This window comes from Cupriavidus sp. D39, from assembly GCF_026627925.1.
Lineage (GTDB): Bacteria > Pseudomonadota > Gammaproteobacteria > Burkholderiales > Burkholderiaceae > Cupriavidus > Cupriavidus ulmosensis.
In genome coordinates, this window is the sequence record NZ_JAPNLE010000009.1 from 2,901,045 (window position 1) to 2,919,114 (window position 18,070).

An 18,070-nucleotide genomic window follows, 5' to 3' on the forward strand; every position below is an offset into this window, starting at 1 on the left:
AGCGGCACAAACGCGATGGTGCTTACGAGCGATAGTCCGCGTTGATCGAAACGTAGTCGTGCGACAGGTCGCAGGTCCAGACCGTGGCGGTGGCGTCGCCACGGCCGAGCGCGATGCGCACGGTGATTTCCGCCTGCTTCATCACGCGCTGGCCGTCTTCCTCACGATACTCGGGGTTGCGGCCGCCGTCGCGCGCGACCAGGACATCGTCCAGCCACAGATTGACACTCTCCACTTCGAGATCGTCCACACCGGCATAGCCCACCGCGGCCAGGATGCGGCCCAGGTTGGGGTCCGAGGCGTAGAAGGCGGTCTTGACCAGCGGCGAATGCGCCACCGCATAGGCGATCAGGCGGCATTCGGCCACGTCCTTGCCGCCCTCGACCTGGATGGTCATCAGCTTGGTGGCGCCTTCGCCATCGCGCACGATCATCTGCGCGAGTTCCTGCGACAGGTCGGTCAGCGCGGCGCGCAGCGCCTCGAAATCCGCCCCTCGGCACGCTCGATGGCCGGCGCGCCGGCCTGGCCGCTCGCGATCAGCACAAAGGAGTCATTGGTGGAGGTATCGCCGTCGATGGTGATGCTGTTGAAGGACCGGTCCGCGGCAAACGACACCAGTGCTTGCAGCACATCCTGCGACACGGTGGCATCGGTGGCGACAAAGCCGAGCATGGTCGCCATATTGGGGCGGATCATGCCCGCGCCCTTGCTGATGCCGGACAGCGTCACGGTCTTGCCGCCGATCAGCACGGTGCGCGAGGCGGCCTTGGGCTGGGTGTCGGTGGTCATGATCGACTCCGCCGCGGCCAGCCAGTTGTCGGGCCTGGCATTGGCGATGGCGGCGGGCAGCGCGGCGGTGATGCGGTCCACCGGCAGCGGCTCGAGGATCACGCCGGTCGAGAACGGCAGGACTTGCTCAGGTGCAATGCCGAGCTGCGCGGCCAGCGCATCGCAGGTGGCGCGCGCATTGGCCAGGCCCGGCTCGCCGGTGCCGGCGTTGGCGTTGCCGGTGTTGACCACGATCGCGCGGATGCCCTTGCCCGCGGCCAGGTGCTCGCGGCAGACCTGCACCGGCGCGGCGCAGAAGCGGTTGCGGGTGAACACGCCCGCCACGGTGCTGCCTTGGGCAAGGCGCACCACCAGCACGTCCTTGCGGTTGGCCTTGCGGACACCCGCTTCGGCCCAGCCAAGCTCGACGCCGGCGACGGGTTTCAGGTTTTCTGCCAGCGGCAGGGGCAGGTTGACGGCCATGTGCGATCCTCTATGCGTTCGACGTTGCTGGTTTTGCTCGTTTTGCTCATGCCAGGGGCCGCGGGTTCCACTTGATGCAACGTAATGCACCGCCCCTGACGAACATGCCCGCTTGCGCGGGCATGTTTGCTGACTTCACGGTGCGCGGCTTAGCTGAGCTTGCCGTGGCACTGCTTGAACTTCTTGCCGGAGCCGCATGGGCAGGGATCGTTGCGCCCCACCTTGGCCATGCCCGCGGCCTCGGCCGCGGCGGCGTAGGCGATGCCGGCGCGCTCGGGCGCGGTGCTGCCCACGCTTTCCGCACCCTGGGTGGCCTCCTCGAACTCATCATGCTTGTACTGCACGTTGGCGAGGTGCGACAGGCCTTCCTCGATCTGCTCCGAAGCTTGCTCGAGTTCTTCCGGCGACTGGATCTGCACGTTGAAGATCACGCGCGTGACTTCCACCTTGATCACGTCCAGCAGGCGGGCGAACAGCTCGAACGACTCGCGCTTGTATTCCTGCTTGGGATCCTTCTGCGCATAGCCGCGCAGATGGATGCCCTGGCGCAGGTGATCCAGCGCTGCCAAGTGTTCACGCCAGTGCGTGTCGATGCTTTGCAGCATCACCGAGCGCTCGAAGCCGGCAAAGGATTCGCGGCCGACCTGGTTGACCTTGGCGTCGTAACGCTCGTCGGCCGCGCGCATGATCTTGTCCAACAGCACCTCGTCCTCGATGCTCTGGGCAGCCTCGATGGTCGCGGCCAGCGGCACTTCCAGGGACCATTCCTCGCGCAGCTTGGTCTCCAGGCCCTTGATGTCCCACTGCTCTTCCATGGTGTCGGCCGGCACGTGGTCGCGGAACATCTCGACCAACACGCTCTGGCGCAGGTTCTTCACCATCTCGCCAACGTCGTTCGACTCGAGCACTTCGTTGCGCAGCTTGTAGATTTCCTTGCGCTGGTCGTTGGCAACGTCGTCGTACTGCAGCAGTTGCTTGCGGATATCGAAGTTGCGGCCTTCCACCTTGCGCTGGGCGGATTCGATCGAGCGCGTGACGATGCCCGCTTCGATCGGCTCGCCTTCCGGCATCTTCAGGCGTTCCATGATGGCGCGCACGCGGTCGCCGGCAAAGATGCGCAGCAACTGGTCGTCCAGCGACAGGTAGAAGCGGGACGAGCCCGGGTCGCCCTGGCGGCCGGCGCGGCCGCGCAGCTGGTTGTCGATACGGCGCGACTCATGGCGCTCGGTGCCCACGATATGCAGGCCGCCGGCGGCCTTGACCTGCTCGTGCAGCGACTGCCACTCGCCTTCCAGATGGGCGATGCGCGCGGCCTTGTCGGCCTCGGAGAGGCTCTCGTCGGCTTCGATGAAGCCAGCCTGCTTCTCCACGTTGCCACCCAGCACGATGTCGGTGCCCCGGCCCGCCATGTTGGTAGCGATGGTGATCATCTTGGGGCGGCCGGCCTGCGCCACGATCTCGGCTTCGCGCGCGTGCTGCTTGGCGTTGAGCACCTGGTGCGGCAACTGGGCCTTGCCGAGCAGGCCGGACAGGTATTCCGAGGTCTCGATCGAGGTGGTGCCCACCAGCACGGGCTGGCTGCGCTCGTAGCAATCGCGGATATCGCGCACCACGGCATCGTAGCGTTCGTTCGAGGTCTTGTAGATCTGGTCCTGGAAGTCCTTGCGCTGGGCGCCACGGTTGGTGGGGATGACCACCACTTCCAGGCCGTAGATCTCCTGGAACTCGTAGGCTTCCGTATCGGCCGTGCCGGTCATGCCGGACAGCTTCTCGTACATGCGGAAGTAGTTCTGGAACGTGATCGTTGCCAGCGTCTGGTTTTCCTGCTGGACCGTCACGCCTTCCTTGGCTTCCACTGCCTGGTGCAGGCCGTCGGACCAGCGCCGTCCGGTCATCAGGCGGCCGGTGAACTCGTCGACGATGACGACTTCGTCGTTCTGCACCACATAGTGCTGGTCGCGATGGAACAGGCTCTGCGCGCGCAGCGCGGCGTAGAGGTGATGCATCAGCGTGATGTTCTGCGGCGCGTAGAGCGATTCGCCCTCGCCGATCAGGCCTTGCTGCGCCAGGATCTCTTCCGCCTTCTCGTGACCAGCCTCGGTCAGGTAGACCTGATGGCCCTTTTCGTCGACGAAGTAGTCGCCCGGCTTCTCGACGCCCGTGCCGTCGGCCTTTTCCTCGCCGATCTGGCGCACGAGCAGCTTGGGCACGCCGTTCATGCGCTGGTACAGGTCGGTCTGGTTCTCCGCCTGGCCCGAGATGATCAGCGGGGTGCGCGCTTCGTCGATCAGGATCGAGTCCACCTCGTCGACGATGGCGTAGTTCAGGGGACGCTGCACGCGCTGGCCAGGGTCGTAGACCATGTTGTCGCGCAGGTAGTCGAAGCCGAACTCGTTGTTGGTGCCGTACGTGATGTCGGACGCATAGGCCGCTGCCTTCTGGTCATGCGGCATCTGCGACAGGTTCACGCCGACCGACAGGCCGAGGAAGTTGTACAGGCGCCCCATCCACTCGGCGTCACGCTGGGCCAGGTAGTCGTTGACCGTGACAACGTGCACGCCGCGGCCGGTGATGGCATTGAGGTACACCGGCAGCGTCGCGGTAAGGGTCTTGCCCTCGCCGGTGCGCATTTCAGCGATCTTGTTGTCGTTGAGCACCATGCCGCCGATCAGCTGGACGTCGAAGTGGCGCATCTTCATGATCCGCTTGCTGGCCTCGCGGCACACCGCGAAGGCCTCGGGCAGCAACGCCTCGAGCGACTCCCCGGCGGCGTGGCGCTGCCGGAAAATCTCGGTCATGCCGCGCAGGTCGTCATCCGAAAGTGCCTCGAACTTCGGTTCCAGCGCATTGATCTGCGCGACGGTCCTGCCATATTGTTTGATCAGCCGTTCATTACGGCTGCCGAAGACTTTCTTGAGAAGGCCCGTGATCATCGATTGCTTTCACCTACGCGAGTGGTACGCCGCCGTGGTACGCACTAGGGCGGCCTAGCCGCCGGCTTGGCCGGCTGCCCAGGGCGGACCGCGCGAGGAAATAGGAAGATTGGCGCAAAACGCCGAGTTTATCACGCGCGCGGGTCACGACCGGAACCTAGCGGCAGGCGAAACGCTGTGCAAACCACACCGCGCGTCCCCCACCACTTGACGGCCCGGACACAACCCGCGCATCCAATGCTTCCGACATCGGGGCGGCGCCCTGGTTCTTCAACGGATGAGATTGCGTTCGGTGGGTACCGGCGCCTGCGCAACCTGGGCTGGCGCAGGCTTGGCGATGGCCAGGAAGCGATTCGGGTTTTGCGGCACGCCGTCCACATGCACCTCGAAATGCAGGTGCGCGCCGGTGGCGCGCCCGGTGGAGCCTACCAGGGCGATCTGCTGGCCAGGCTTGACCAGGTCGCCGGCCTTCACCTGCAGCTTGGAGGCGTGCGCATAGCGGGTCTTGAGGCCGTTGCCGTGATCGATGTCGATCAGGTTGCCGTACTCGGGATGCCATTGCGCCGCGACCACCACGCCGCCGGCCGCCGCCACGATCGGGGTACCTGCGGGTGCCGAAAAATCCACTCCGTCATGCGGGGTGCGGCGCCCGGTGAAGGGGTCGAAGCGCCAGCCAAAGCCGGATGCGTCGTAGCCGCTCGCCACCGGCAGCACGCGCGGGACACGGCGACTCTCGCTCTGGCGATCCAGCAACGTGCTCGCCACCACGTCGAAATAGTCCGCGTGCTGCTCGGCCTGGTCCGACAGGCGCGCCAGCGCAAGCTGCAGTTCTGGCAGGCTCGACGTGCGCGACTGCGCGGACGCGGCCAGGCCGCCCCGCCCGGGCGGCTGCTGGAAGTTGAATTCCTTGGGCGCGATGCCGGCCAGCCCCGAGACCCGCTCGCCCAGCGCATCCAGCCGCACCATCCGGGCCTGGATCTCGCCCACGCGCGCTGCAAGCACATTGAGGTTGGCCCGCAGGTAAGCGTCGTCGCCCGGCGCGCGGGCCGGCGCTGTGATGCCCGAGCGCGCCACGATCCAGGTCAGGGCCGACGACACCAGCGCAACGACCAGGCACAGCAGCACGACGGCGGCAAAGACCTTGCCCCGCGACAGGGTGAAATGGCGAACACGCGGCAGGCGGGGGTGAAGCACGATGATCTGCAAGGCGCAACTCCTTCTCATGCCTGGCCGCGGCGCCGGCCAGGCAGCCGCGGCGCATAAGCCGCCGCACTGACGCGAACGGCACGCTAGAATGCGCGCATGCGCATGTTTACCCATTACGCCCTCCAGACGCCCGCCGCCAAGCCGCTTAACGACTGGCTCGACAAGGCTGGCCCGGTCTCGGCCCTGATGCAGACGGCACGGGAACTGGCGGCACTGGAGGCTGAGGTGCTGTCGCTCCTGCCACGCGGACTGCAGGATGGCATCGCTGTTGCCGGCGTCAAGCAAGACGCCCGCGGCATCGGGCAAGGCCAGTCGGAGCGAACTTTACTGTTGCTTGCAGCCCATGGGGCCGCAGCGGCACGAGTTCGGCAGGTGGTTCCAACGCTACTTTCGAGACTGCAACAGCGGGGGTCGCAGATTACCGCAATCCGGGTGAGGGTACAACCGGAGGTCGGGCGGCAGAGCGATTGGGACACCGGGCCGGTGGTGAAGCCCAAGGTGGCGCGGATGTCCGCGACGGGGCTGTCCAGCCTGGACGAGTTGGCGAAGGGCTTGCCGGATTCGCCGCTGCGGGATGCGTTGAATACGCTGTTGTCGCACCATCGGTAAGGCTGCCAGGCAGCCGCCGGGCGTAAAAAGCCGGCCCTGAGGTCGGCTCTTCATGCAAGGCCGGAAGACTGGCCCCGACTCCTGCCAGGCGTTACAGGCGTTAGGCAAACGCCGGCACCAACTGCGGCAGGAAAGCCGGCGGCGCATCCTCGACGCGGTCGAACGTCACCATCTCGTAGGCTTCCTGATCGGCCAGCAACGCCCGCAACAGCTGGTTGTTGAGCCCGTGCCCTGATTTGTTGGCGATATACGCGCCAATCAGCGGATGCCCGACCACGTACAGGTCACCGATCGCATCCAGGATCTTGTGGCGCACGAACTCGTCGCCGTAGCGCAGTTCTTCGTTGTTCAGCATGCGGTGCTCGTCGAGCACGATCGCGTTGTCCAGGCTGCCGCCGCGGGCCAGGCCCATCTCGCGCAAGGCCTCCACTTCATGGGCAAAGCCGAAGGTGCGGGCGCGGGCGATTTCGCGCACATAGCTGGTGTCGGCGAAATCGATGGCGAAGGTCTGGCCGGTCTTGTCGACCGCGGGATGGCGGAAATCGATGGTGAAAGCCAGCTTGAAGCCAAAGAAGGGCTCCAGTCGCGCCAGCTTGTCGCCTTCACGCACTTCCACGGCTTTCTTCACGCGGATGAATCGCTTGGGTGCCGATTGCTGCTCGATCTCGGCCGATTGCAGCAGGAAGACGAAAGACGCGGCGCTACCATCCATGATGGGGATTTCTTCGGCGTCGACATCCACATACAGGTTGTCGATGCCAAGGCCCGCGCAGGCGGACATCAAATGCTCCACGGTCGAGACGCGCGCGCCATCCTTCTGCAGGACCGACGCCAGGCGCGTGTCGCCGATGGCTGACGCGCTCGCGGGGATCTCGACCGCTTCTGGCAGGTCGACGCGGGTGAATACGATGCCGGTATCCACCGGGGCCGGGCGCAGCGTCAGCGTCACTTTACGGCCCGAGTGCAAACCAATGCCAACGGTCTTGACCAGGGATTTGATGGTGCGCTGTTTGAGCATGACAGTCTCAGCTATTATTAAAATCTATCAAGTACACTTTCTAATATAGCGATTTTACCATTGCTTCGTTTGCTGCGCTGCGTCACTTTGTTTCGGTGTGTTAGCACAGAAGAAATAAATCACTATAAATGAATCAAAAGTCACTTATGTGGCGTGTGCTGACACATTCCCGTATTACGCGCGCAACGCAGCCAGCACGGCTTCGGCACTGCTGACCTTGAACTCGCCGGGCGCTTCAAGCCACAGGTGAGACACCACGCCATCATCGAGCACCATGGCGTAGCGCTTGGAGCGTACGCCCATGCCGCGCGCGGTAAGGTCTTGTTCCAGGCCCAGCCGGCGCGTCCATTCGGCGCTGCCGTCGGCCATCATGCGCACACGGCCGCCGGTGTTCTGCTCGCGGCCCCAGGCGCCCATGACAAAGGCGTCGTTGACCGATACGCACCAGATTTCGTCCACGCCGGCCGCGCGCAGCGCGTCTGCCTGCGCGACAAAACCCGGCACATGCTTGGCGGAGCAGGTCGGCGTAAAGGCGCCGGGCAGGCCGAACACCACGATCTTGCGGCCACGCGCGAGCTCCGCCGCCGAGAAGGAATTGGGCCCGAGGGCGCAGCCGCCGGTTTCGACCTCAAAGAACTCGTTCAGCGTGGCGTCCGGCACACGCGCTCCAATAGCGATCATGCTGTGTCTTCCTGTCTCGGTAAAAACCCTGTTTAGCATCATAGTGCGCCCGCCGCGGGTGCCCAAGGCGGTTCACCGCCCGTTACGTCGTCGGAATCCTCCGACAAGGCGGCGCCCGGGTTCCTGCGGGGAGCATCAGTCGACTCGCGCCATGTGCGCACGATGGATGCGCGATGCTTACATCACTTCAGGGCGGCCTTTCCTGCTGCGAGCCGCACTGTTCTTGAAATAAATCTGCGCGCCGATCTTGCGATCGACGCGCGGACGACGGCACATCCCGGCCGGGAGGGGCGGGAGACCAGTCCGGGGAGGCGGCCGGAGGCACGCCTGTCCTGGCGACGGGATGCAGCCTGAGCGCGTCAGCGAAAGTGCGGCGGGCTGGCTGCCGCTCAGTCCGAAACCACCGGGCGGAACACGAGCGTAGGGAGCGCTTGCGTGTTTCGCTGGTCCGGGGTCACGGCCTGATGGCAACCGGCCTTGCCGGCACCTTGCCAAGGCATCTCAGTCCGCCTGCTTGCGCAGGAAGGCCGGGATGTCGTACGTATCCACACCCTTTTCCTGCAGCGCGGCCACGTGGGCGGATGCAGACTCGCGCGAGCTGCGCCATACCGCCGGCGTGTCCAGGTTGCTGTAGTCCGGCGCGCTGCTGTGGCTTGCGCCCACGTTGTTGGTCATGTTGCCCATCATCTGCACCGGCATGTTGTCGGTACCGGTCTTGAGCAGGGTCATCGGCTGTTGCTTCTTGGCCGAACGGCCCAGGCCCGTCGCCACCACCGTCACGCGCAGTGCGTCGCCCATGGCGTCGTCATACACCGTACCGAAGATCACGGTGGCATCTTCCGCGGCGTAGCTGCGGATGGTGTTCATGACTTCCTTGGTTTCCGACAGCTTGAGCGAGCGGCTGGCGGTGATGTTGACCAGCACGCCGCGCGCGCCCGACAGGTCCACGCCTTCCAGCAGCGGGCTGGCGACAGCCTGCTCGGCAGCCAGGCGGGCGCGGTCAACGCCCGACACGGTGGCCGTGCCCATCATGGCCTTGCCCTGCTCGCCCATGACCGTCTTCACGTCTTCGAAGTCGACGTTCACCAGGCCATCGACATTGATGATCTCGGCGATGCCGGCAACCGCGTTGTGCAGCACGTCGTCGGCGCACTGGAAGCACTTGTCCATCTCGGCGTCGTCGCCCATCACTTCGAACAGCTTTTCGTTGAGCACGACGATCAGCGAATCGACGCAGGACTCCAGCTCGCCGGAACCGGCTTCCGCCACCTTGGCGCGGCGCGCGCCTTCGAACTCGAAGGGCTTGCTGACCACGCCCACGGTCAGGATGCCCATTTCCTTGGCAACCTGGGCCACGACCGGGGCAGCGCCGGTACCGGTGCCGCCGCCCATGCCGGCAGTGATGAAGACCATGTGCGCGCCACGCAGCGAGTCGGCGATCTGCTCGCGCGCCTGATCTGCGCAGTTGCGGCCGACCTCCGGCTTGGCGCCGGCCCCCAGGCCGGTGTTGCCGAGCTGCAGCACGCGCGAAGCGCTGGAGCGCTTGAGCGCCTGCGCATCGGTGTTCATGCAGATAAATTCGACGCCTTGCACGCCACGGCTGATCATGTGCTGCACAGCGTTGCCGCCCGCGCCGCCCACGCCAATCACCTTGATGATGGTGCCGTCCTGCAATTCCGTTTCGATCATGTCAAAGTCCATCACTGCCTCCAAGAAGAATCAGCCGCCAAACGCTGCAGCCTCCCCGCCGCAACCCTTGGTTACTGAACAAGAAACCATCAAAAAACTGCGTGTTCAACGGCCTGTCCGCCATTCGGTGGACAGGCCCGCCATTCAATCCAGTGCAATCCGATCGCCTGCAACGTTCAGAAGTTGCCGACGAACCATTCCTTCATGCGGGTCCACACCTGCTTGACCGAGCCGCTCTGCACCGCCACCTTGCGGCCACGCATGCGCTGCACGCGGCCTTCGAGCAGTAGTCCCATTACGGTCGAATAGCGCGGACTCTTAACGACTTCGTGCAAATTTCCGCGATATTCAGGCACGCCGACCCGAACCGGTTTGAGGAATATGTCCTCGCCCAGTTCCACCATGCCCGGCATCATCGCCGTGCCGCCGGTGATCACCACCCCCGACGACAGCAGTTCCTCATAGCCCGATTCGCGCACCACCTGGTGCACCAGCGAGTACAACTCCTCGATACGCGGCTCGATCACCGCCGCCAGCGCCTGGCGCGACAGCGAGCGCGTACCGCGGTCGCCAACGCCGGGGACCTCGATCATGTCTTCCGGATCGGCGATGGCCTGCTTGGCGATGCCATACTGGATCTTGACGTCCTCGGCATCGGGCGTGGGCGTGCGCAGCGCCATGGCGATGTCGTTGGTGATCTGGTCGCCGGCGATGGGGATCACGGCCGTATGCCGGATCGCGCCTTCGCTGAAGATGGCGATATCGGTAGTGCCGCCGCCAATGTCGACCAGCACCACGCCGAGTTCCTTCTCGTCCTCGGTCAGCACCGCCAGGCTGGAGGCCAGCGGCTGCAGGATCAGGTCGTGCACTTCCAGGCCGCAGCGGCGCACGCATTTGACGATGTTCTGCGCCGCGCTGACCGCGCCGGTGACGATATGCACCTTCACTTCCAGGCGGATGCCGCTCATGCCGATCGGCTCGCGCACGTCTTCCTGGCCGTCGATGATGAATTCCTGCGTCAGGATGTGCAGGATTTGCTGATCGGTCGGGATATTGACCGCCTTGGCGGTCTCGATCACCCGGGCCACGTCGGTCTGGGTGACCTCCTTGTCCTTGATCGCCACCATGCCGCTGGAATTGAAGCTGCGGATATGGCTGCCGGCAATGCCGGTGAACACCTCGGAGATCTTGCAGTCGGCCATCAGCTCAGCCTCCTCCAGCGCACGCTGGATGGACTGCACGGTGGCCTCGATATTGACCACGACCCCTTTTTCAGACCCTTGGACTCAGACTGGCCCATCCCGATCACTTCGTAGCTGCCGTCGGGGCGCAACTCCGCCACCACCGCGGCCACTTTGGAAGTGCCGATATCGAGACCGACCAGTAGGTCCTTGTATTCCTTGCTCATCGGTTTTTCTCCGCGTTCTTGCTCTTGAGTCGCGTCGGGTTGTTGTTCGGATTGGTGCGGGCGTTCGTACTCGCGTTGGTGCTCGTGCTTGTGCTCGTGCTTGTGCTGGAGCCAGCGGCTTTCGCCTTGGCTGCCGCCGTTGCCTGGGCATCGGTCAGGAATCGCACGTTAGCCGCGCGAATCGCGAACCCGTTGGGGTATCGCAGGTCCGCATACTCGATCTGCTTGCCCCACTGCTCCGTGACCTGGGGCCAGGCCACCACGAATCGCTTGACGCGCTGGTCCATGGCGTCGCGCTCCTCGTCATTCTGTTCACGGCCAAGCTCCACCACCATGCCGTTGGAAAGCTTGGCGCGCCAGGCATAGCGGGACGACAGCGTGACCGCCAGCGGCTCCACCCTCAGCGGCTTGAACCACTCGCGCATGACTTCGATCTTGACCACCACGTCGCTCTCGCTGTCCGGCGGGCCATCGAGCGCGAGCAACTGGGCATCTTCCTCGGCTTCGGCCGGATTGGCGACGAAAACTTCGCCATAAGTGTTGATCAGGCGCCCACTGTCGGCATTGCCCCACGTACCGAGGGCTTCGTGCTCCTCGACTTCGACCGCCAGCCCGTTGGGCCATTCGCGCCGCACGCTGGCACGGCGTACCCAAGGCACCGACTCGAAGATCTGGCGCGCCTCGTTCAGGTCGAGCGTGAAAAGCTCCCGGACAGCTTGCCCAACGCGTTGGCGCGCACGCTCGGCGCATTGACATGGCGCAGGGAGCCGCCTTCCATCGACGCCAGCTCGACGTGGGTAATGGCAAACACCGGCCGCTGCGCCAGCCATAGCAGGCCGGCCGCGAACGCCATCACCGCCACCAGCGCGTAGAGCGTGGAGGCGATCAGGTTAAGCAGGCGAGTGTTGTGCCACATGGCTTTGGGTTGTTCCGGTTCCGGTCAGTCAGGGTTCAGTGTTGGCTCGGTCTATGCTCAGTCGGGCTTCCAGGCCGCGCTGGGATGCAGGTCCAGCGTGGCCGCGGCAATCACCTGCATGACGAAGTCCTCGTAGCTGATGCCCACCGCGCGCGCCGCCATCGGCACCAGCGAATGGCCGGTCATGCCGGGCGAGGTATTCATCTCGAGCAGGTAAGGCTTGTTATCGGCGCCGAGCATCACATCGGCGCGCGCCCAGCCGCGGCAACCGAGCACGCGGAAGGATTGCACCGCCAGGCGCCGGACTTCGGCTTCGACGTCGTCCGGCAGGCCCGACGGGCACAGATACTGGGTATCGTCAGTAAAGTACTTATTTTGATAGTCGTAGTTCGCGCCGGGCGCGACGATGCGGATCACCGGCAGTGCTTCGGCGGTGGCGCCCTCCCCCACGATCGGGCAGGTCAGCTCCGCGCCGTCGATGAAGGTTTCGGCGATCACGTCGTTGTCCAGCGCCGCTGCCTTCTCGAAGGCAGCGCGCATCTGGCCGGCTTCGGTCACCTTGGTCAGGCCGATGGACGAGCCCTCGCGCGCCGGCTTGACGATCAGCGGCAGGCCCAGGTCGGCCACCACGGCGTCGAAATCGGTATCGGCGTGCAGCATGGCAAAGCGCGGCGTGGGCAGCCCGTGCGTGGTCCACAGGCGCTTGGTGGCCTGCTTGTCCATGGCCAGCGCCGAGGCCAGCACGCCGCTGCCGGTATAGGGCACGCCGAGTTGCTCGAGCAGGCCCTGGATAGTGCCGTCCTCGCCGTAGCGGCCATGCAGGGCAATAAAGACGCGATCGAAGCCAGCCGTGGCCAGCTCGGCCACCGACTGCAGGCCGGGATCGAAGGCATGGGCATCGACGCCGCGCGAGCGCAGCGCGGCCAGCACGCCGTTGCCCGAGAGCAGCGAGATCTCGCGTTCGGCCGAGCGGCCGCCGAGCAGCACGCCAACCTTGCCCAGCGCTTTGGGATCGATATTGGGATGGGCGACGAAGCTCATGCCTGCCCCCCAGCTTGCTGCGAAACCAGTTGTCCGGGCACGGTACCGATCGTGCCCGCGCCCATCGTCACCACCACATCGCCGGGACGCACGGCGTTCAGGATAGCCTGCGGCATTTCGTCGATCTGCTCCACAAAAACGGGTTCAACCTTGCCTGCCACGCGCAACGCGCGCGTCAGCGCGCGGCCATCGGCGGCCACAATCGGCGCTTCGCCGGCGGCATAGACCTCGGCCAGCAGCAGCGCATCCACGGTGCCCAGCACCTTGACGAAGTCCTCGAAGCAATCGCGCGTGCGGGTATAGCGGTGCGGCTGGAACGCCAGCACCAGCCGGCGCCCCGGGAACGCACCGCGCGCGGCGGCCAGCGTCGCGGCCATCTCGACCGGATGGTGGCCGTAGTCGTCCACCAGCGTGAACGTGCCTTCGCTCTTGGCCTCGCCCCGCGCGTCGGTGCCAACGCATGCCACTTCGCCATAGCGCTGGAAGCGGCGTCCCACCCCGTGGAACTCGCGCAGCGCCTTGACGATGGCGGCGTCCGGTACTTCCAGCTCGGTGGCGATGGCAATCGCCGCCAGCGCGTTCTGGATGTTGTGCATGCCCGGCAGGTTCAGCACCACGTCCAGCGGTGCCTCGGCATGGCCATTCAACTGGCGCAGCACGGTGAAATGCATCTGGCCGTCAACGGCGCGCGCATTGACCGCGCGAATCTGTGCATCCTCAGCAAAGCCGTAGCGCACGATCGGCTTGGACACGAACGGCATGATCTCGCGCACATTGGGGTCGTCCACGCACAGCACGGCGATGCCGTAGAACGGCAGGCGCTGGGTGAACTCCACGAACGCCTGCTTGAGCCGGGCAAAGTCATGCCCGTAGGTGTCCATGTGGTCGGCGTCGATGTTGGTAATGACCTCGATCACCGGGAACAGGTTCAGGAACGACGCATCCGATTCGTCGGCCTCGGCCACGATGAAATCGCCCGTGCCCAGGCGCGCATTGGCGCCCGCCGAGTTGAGCCGGCCGCCGATCACGAAGGTGGGATCGAGCCCGCCTTCGGCCAGCACCGACGCCACCAGGCTGGTGGTGGTGGTCTTGCCGTGCGTGCCGGCGATGGCCACGCCCTGCTTCAGGCGCATCAACTCGGCCAGCATCACCGCGCGCGGCACCACCGGGATGCGCTTGGCGCGCGCGGCCAGCACCTCGGGGTTGTCGTTGGTGACGGCAGTGGACACCACCACCGCATTGGCGCCGTTGACATTGGCAGCGTCATGCCCGTGCATCACGGTCGCGCCCAGCGACGCGAGGCGCCGCGTGGCGGCATTGCTGCCCACGTCGGAACCCGAGACCTTGTATCCCAGGTTCAACAGGACCTCCGCGATGCCGCTCATGCCGGCGCCGCCGATGCCTACGAAATGGATGTTCTTGACGATGTGCTTCATGAATCCGTTGGTTCAATCCCTGGCTATCTGGCTGCAGATCTCCGCCACGCGCCGGGTCGCATCCGGCTTGGCAAGACCGCGCGCCTGATGCGCCATCTCTCTGAGTCGGGGCCGCGACAGCGAGGCCAGCGTCTGCGCCAGCCCGCTCGCGGTCAGTTCGTTCTGTTGGACCAGCAAGGCGGCATCCTGGGTCGAGAGGAATTGCGCATTGGTGGTCTGGTGGTCATCGACCGCATGCGGGAACGGCACGAACAGTGCCGCCACGCCTGCCGCCGCCACCTCCGACACGGTCATTGCGCCCGCGCGGCAGATCACCAGATCCGCCTGCGCGCATGCCGCCGCCATGTCGTCGATAAAGGGCAATGTTTCCGCCGCCACGCCGGCGGCCTGGTAGTTGGCGCGCAGCGTGTCGATCTGCTTCGCGCCGGCCTGGTGCTTGACCAGCGGGCGCTCGTCTTGCGGCAGCAGCGCCAACGCCTTCGGTACGACTTCATTGAGCGCCGCCGCGCCCAGGCTGCCGCCCACCACCAGCAGCCGCAACGGGCCGGTGCGGCTGTCGTAGCGCGCCTCGGGTGCCGGCATGTGCGCCACTTCGTCGCGCACCGGGTTGCCGGTCCACTCACTGTCCGGCAGGGCATTGGGGAAGGCGCACAGCACCCGGTCCGCGACCTTGGCCAGCACCTTGTTGGCCAGCCCCGCAATCGAATTCTGCTCGTGCAGCACCAGCGGCCGCCCCAGCAGCGAGGCCATCATGCCGGCGGGGAACGTAATATAGCCGCCCATGCCCAGCACCACGTCAGGCCGCACCCGGCGCAGCGCCTGCAAGCTTTGCCAGAAGGCGCGCAACAGGTTCAGCGGCAGCATCAGCACGGTCAGCGGGCCTTTGCCACGCAGTCCGCCAAACTGGATGAACTCCATCGGGATGTCGTACTTGGGCACCAGCGTGGCTTCCATGCCGGTGCGGTTGCCCAGCCATACCACCCGCCAGCCCTGCTCACGCAGCGCACGCGCGACCGCCAGCCCGGGGAAGACATGCCCCCCGGTGCCGCCAGCCATCACGAGCAAGGTGCGCGGTGCCGTCATACCTTCCCTCCGCGCATCATCACCCGGTTCTCATAATCAATCCGCAGCAGGATCGCCAGCGCCACGCAGTTCATCAGGATGCCCGAGCCGCCGTAGCTCACCAGCGGCAAGGTCAGCCCCTTGGTGGGCAGCAGGCCCAGGTTCACGCCCATATTGATAAAGGTCTGCCAGCCTACCCAGATGCCGATGCCCTTGGCCACCAGGCCGGCAAAGGTACGGTCGAGCTGCAGCGCGGTGCGGCCGATGCCAAAGGCGCGGCGCACCATCCAGTAGAACAGGACGATCACCACCAGCACGCCCACAAAGCCGAATTCCTCGCCAATCACGGCGAGGATGAAGTCGGTATGCGCCTCGGGCAGGTAGTGCAGCTTCTCGATGCTGCCGCCCAGCCCCACCCCGGTCCATTCGCCGCGGCCGAAGGCGATCAGCGAGTGGGTGAGCTGGTAAGCCTTGCCGAGCGCGTTGGCTTCTTCCCACGGGTTGAGATACGCGAAGATCCGCTCGCGCCGCCAGGGCGACGCCGTGATCAGCAGCGCGAAGGCGCCCACCGCCACGCCGACCAGGCCGGCGAACAGCTTGCCGTTGATGCCGCCGAGGAAGAGGATGCCCATGGCGACGGTGGCCACCACCAGGAAGGCGCCCATGTCGGGCTCCAGCAGCAGCAGCATGCCCACCACCACCACCGCCACGCCCATCGGCAGGAAGCCCTTGCCCACGTTCTGCATCCACTCCTGCTTGCGCACGGTGTAGTTGGCGGTGTACAGCACCACCGCCAGCTTCATGAACTCGGACGGCTGGAAGTTCATGATGCCCAGCGGAATCCAGCGCCGCGCGCCATTCACGCCCTTGCCCACGAACGGCACCAGCACGATGATCAGCATCACCAGCGCGATCACGAACAGCTTGGGCGCGTACTTGTCCCAGAACTTGACCGGGATCTGGAAGGCCAGCAGGCCCATGGACAGCCCGATGAACAGCGCGAATGCGTGCCGCGCGAGGAAGTGGCTCTCGCGGTAGTTGGCGTAGCGCGGCGAGTCAGGCAGCGCGATCGAGGCCGAATAGACCATCACCAGGCCAAGCGCGAGCAGCACGATCGCCACCCACAGCAGCGGCTGGTCGTACTCCATCATGCGCGAGCGCGTTGGCTTGACGCCGGACACCGCATCGCGCAAGCCGCCCCAGGCGTTGCCGATGGTGGCCCCGATAAAGCCGCTACGCTTGACCTGTGCGTCGCTCATGGCACGATCCCCCTGGACATCGCCAGTTCTTCCACCGCGGCGCAAAAGACTTCGGCGCGGTGCACATAGTTACGGAACATGTCCAGGCTGGCGCAAGCCGGCGACAGCAGCACGGCGTCGCCGCCCTGCGCCGCACTGGCGGCCAGCGTCACGGCCTGCTCCAGCGTGGCGGCATCGGCCAGCGTGACGCCGGTGTCCTGCAGCGCGCGGCGCAGCTCGCCCGCATCCTTGCCGATCAGCACCACGGCGCGCGCGTACTGCGCCACCGGCGCGGCCAGCGGCGAGAAATCCTGGCCCTTGCCTTCCCCGCCGGCAATCAGCACGACACGCTTGTCCAGGCCCGACAAGGCAGCGACGGTGGCGCCCACATTGGTGCCCTTGCTGTCATCGAAGAACTCGACGTCATCCACCGTGGCGACCCACTCCACGCGGTGCGGCTCGCCGCGGTACTCGCGCAGGCCGTGCAGCAACGCGTTCAGCGGCAGGTCGATGGCACGGCACAGCGCCAGCGCGGCCATGGCGTTGGTAGCGTTGTGCATGCCGCGGATATGCAGCGCGTCGGCCGGCATCAGGCGCTTGTGGCGCACCGGCACGGCTTCCAGGCTGTCGGCGGCCGCGGCCTTGCGGCGGCGCGGCTTGTTCTCGCCCTCGGCTTCGCCATCGGGCTCGGCCACCACCAGCCAGGGCATGCCGCCCTCGCGCTGGATGCCGAAGCTGCCCGGGAACTCGGGCAGATCGGTGCCGAAGGTCACCGGCGCGCTGGCCGGCCGTGCCATGCCAAGGCTCGTGCGATCGTTGCGGTTCAGGATCTGTACGCAGCCGGCTTCGCCGGGCGCCGGCGCCGGGCCGAAGATCCGTGCCTTGGCGGCGGCATAGGCTTCCATGCTGCCGTGCCAGTCCAGATGGTCCTGGGTGATATTGAGCACCGTGGCGGCATGCGGCGCCAGCGTGTGCGTGGTCTCCAGCTGGAAGCTCGACAGCTCCAGCACCCAGACCTCGGGCAGCGTGGCCGAGGCGATGCAGGCGGACAGCTTGTCCAGCGCCGACGGGCTGATATTGCCCGCCACCGCCACGCTCTTGGCGGCGCGCTCGACAAGGCGGCCGGTCAGCGCGGTGGTGGTGGTCTTGCCGTTGGTGCCGGTGATGGCCAGCAGCTTCGGCGCGTAGCCCGACTCTGCCTGCATGTGCGCCAGCGCACGCGCGAACAGCTCGATCTCGCCCCATACTGGAATCCCACGCTCGCGCGCCGCAGCCAGCAACGCGGCGGTATCGCTCTCCAGCGGCGACAGGCCGGGGCTGATCGTCACCAGTTCGATGCCGTCCAGCAGTGCTTCAGTCAGGACACCGCCATGAAATTCTGCCGAAGGCAGCTCGGCTTGCAGGAAGACCAGGTTGGCAGGAGCCTCGCGCGTGTCGGCAACGCGCACGGGGGCACCATACAGGCCGCACCAGCGCGCCATCGCCAGCCCCGATTCACCGAGGCCCAGCACCAGCACATGAGGTTTTTGCAACTCGCCAAACACTTCGATTCCCGCCTTTCTCGTTTCTGCGTTGATGGATA

At 65.8% G+C, this 18,070-nt stretch carries 11 protein-coding genes and 3 pseudogenes; 1 reads left to right on the forward strand and 13 read right to left on the reverse strand.

Features of this window, described 5'->3' with window-relative positions; translation table 11 throughout:
• Nucleotides 1-22: 22 nt before the first annotated feature.
• The 3 genes and pseudogenes from argJ to OMK73_RS25655 all read right to left on the reverse strand — a co-directional run bounded on the left by argJ (nt 23) and on the right by OMK73_RS25655 (nt 5,390).
• Nucleotides 23-1,251, reverse strand: a pseudogene (argJ, locus tag OMK73_RS25645) (bifunctional glutamate N-acetyltransferase/amino-acid acetyltransferase ArgJ).
• 149 nt (nt 1,252-1,400) lie between these two features.
• Nucleotides 1,401-4,184 (reverse strand): preprotein translocase subunit SecA, encoded by a 2,784-nt coding sequence (gene secA, locus OMK73_RS25650; protein WP_267604506.1) that lies wholly within the window; start codon nt 4,182-4,184, stop codon nt 1,401-1,403.
• A 270-nt stretch (nt 4,185-4,454) separates the two neighbouring features.
• Nucleotides 4,455-5,390, reverse strand: a complete 936-nt coding sequence (locus OMK73_RS25655) for a M23 family metallopeptidase (RefSeq protein WP_267604507.1) — start codon at nt 5,388-5,390, stop codon at nt 4,455-4,457.
• 96 nt (nt 5,391-5,486) lie between these two features.
• On the opposite strand from OMK73_RS25655, the gene OMK73_RS25660 reads away from it, so the two are divergent.
• A complete protein-coding gene (locus OMK73_RS25660) occupies nt 5,487-5,999 on the forward strand; it encodes a DciA family protein (protein ID WP_267604508.1) in 513 nt (170 codons plus the stop codon).
• Between the two features lie 100 nt (nt 6,000-6,099).
• Here OMK73_RS25660 and lpxC read toward each other — a convergent pair whose 3' ends face one another.
• The 10 genes and pseudogenes from lpxC to murD all read right to left on the reverse strand — a co-directional run bounded on the left by lpxC (nt 6,100) and on the right by murD (nt 18,032).
• A complete protein-coding gene (gene lpxC / locus OMK73_RS25665) occupies nt 6,100-7,017 on the reverse strand; it encodes a UDP-3-O-acyl-N-acetylglucosamine deacetylase (RefSeq protein WP_267604509.1) in 918 nt (305 codons plus the stop codon).
• 174 nt (nt 7,018-7,191) lie between these two features.
• Complete coding sequence (locus tag OMK73_RS25670; protein ID WP_006162526.1) at nt 7,192-7,698, reverse strand: peroxiredoxin; 507 nt, start codon at nt 7,696-7,698, stop codon at nt 7,192-7,194.
• A 501-nt stretch (nt 7,699-8,199) separates the two neighbouring features.
• Complete coding sequence (gene ftsZ / locus OMK73_RS25675) at nt 8,200-9,399, reverse strand: cell division protein FtsZ (RefSeq protein ID WP_267604510.1); 1,200 nt, start codon at nt 9,397-9,399, stop codon at nt 8,200-8,202.
• Between the two features lie 164 nt (nt 9,400-9,563).
• Nucleotides 9,564-10,795: pseudogene (gene ftsA, locus OMK73_RS25680) on the reverse strand (cell division protein FtsA).
• Nucleotides 10,792-11,711 (reverse strand): annotated as a pseudogene (locus tag OMK73_RS25685) (cell division protein FtsQ/DivIB). Before OMK73_RS25685 ends, ftsA begins: the two co-directional pseudogenes overlap by 4 nt.
• A 57-nt stretch (nt 11,712-11,768) precedes the next feature.
• The gene (locus tag OMK73_RS25690; protein ID WP_267604511.1) at nt 11,769-12,752 is read right to left on the reverse strand and encodes a D-alanine--D-alanine ligase; all 984 of its coding nucleotides are present in this window, start codon (nt 12,750-12,752) and stop codon (nt 11,769-11,771) included.
• Entirely contained in the window at nt 12,749-14,188 is a 1,440-nt protein-coding gene (gene murC, locus OMK73_RS25695) for a UDP-N-acetylmuramate--L-alanine ligase (RefSeq protein WP_267604512.1), read from the reverse strand. Before murC ends, OMK73_RS25690 begins: the two co-directional genes overlap by 4 nt.
• Before the next feature lie 12 nt (nt 14,189-14,200).
• Nucleotides 14,201-15,271: an undecaprenyldiphospho-muramoylpentapeptide beta-N-acetylglucosaminyltransferase gene (gene murG, locus OMK73_RS25700; protein ID WP_267604513.1), complete on the reverse strand. Its 1,071-nt coding sequence runs from the start codon at nt 15,269-15,271 to the stop codon at nt 14,201-14,203.
• Nucleotides 15,268-16,509: a putative lipid II flippase FtsW gene (ftsW, locus tag OMK73_RS25705; protein WP_267604514.1), complete on the reverse strand. Its 1,242-nt coding sequence runs from the start codon at nt 16,507-16,509 to the stop codon at nt 15,268-15,270. Before ftsW ends, murG begins: the two co-directional genes overlap by 4 nt.
• A complete protein-coding gene (gene murD, locus OMK73_RS25710; RefSeq protein WP_267604515.1) occupies nt 16,506-18,032 on the reverse strand; it encodes a UDP-N-acetylmuramoyl-L-alanine--D-glutamate ligase in 1,527 nt (508 codons plus the stop codon). The genes ftsW and murD overlap by 4 nt, the downstream gene beginning before the upstream one ends.
• Between the last annotated feature and the right edge of the window lie 38 nt (nt 18,033-18,070).

Bases quoted from the DNA above. Each gene is read 5' to 3' on its own strand.
- lpxC (WP_267604509.1), bottom strand. From the start codon at position 7,017: ATGCTCAAACAGCGCACCATCAAATCCCTGGTCAAGACCGTTGGCATT.
- OMK73_RS25670 (WP_006162526.1), bottom strand. From the start codon at position 7,698: ATGATCGCTATTGGAGCGCGTGTGCCGGACGCCACGCTGAACGAGTTC.
- ftsZ (WP_267604510.1), bottom strand. From the start codon at position 9,399: ATGGACTTTGACATGATCGAAACGGAATTGCAGGACGGCACCATCATC.
- ftsW (WP_267604514.1), bottom strand. From the start codon at position 16,509: ATGAGCGACGCACAGGTCAAGCGTAGCGGCTTTATCGGGGCCACCATC.
- murG (WP_267604513.1), bottom strand. From the start codon at position 15,271: ATGACGGCACCGCGCACCTTGCTCGTGATGGCTGGCGGCACCGGGGGG.
- OMK73_RS25660 (WP_267604508.1), top strand. From the start codon at position 5,487: ATGCGCATGTTTACCCATTACGCCCTCCAGACGCCCGCCGCCAAGCCG.
- OMK73_RS25690 (WP_267604511.1), bottom strand. From the start codon at position 12,752: ATGAGCTTCGTCGCCCATCCCAATATCGATCCCAAAGCGCTGGGCAAG.
- murC (WP_267604512.1), bottom strand. From the start codon at position 14,188: ATGAAGCACATCGTCAAGAACATCCATTTCGTAGGCATCGGCGGCGCC.
- secA (WP_267604506.1), bottom strand. From the start codon at position 4,184: ATGATCACGGGCCTTCTCAAGAAAGTCTTCGGCAGCCGTAATGAACGG.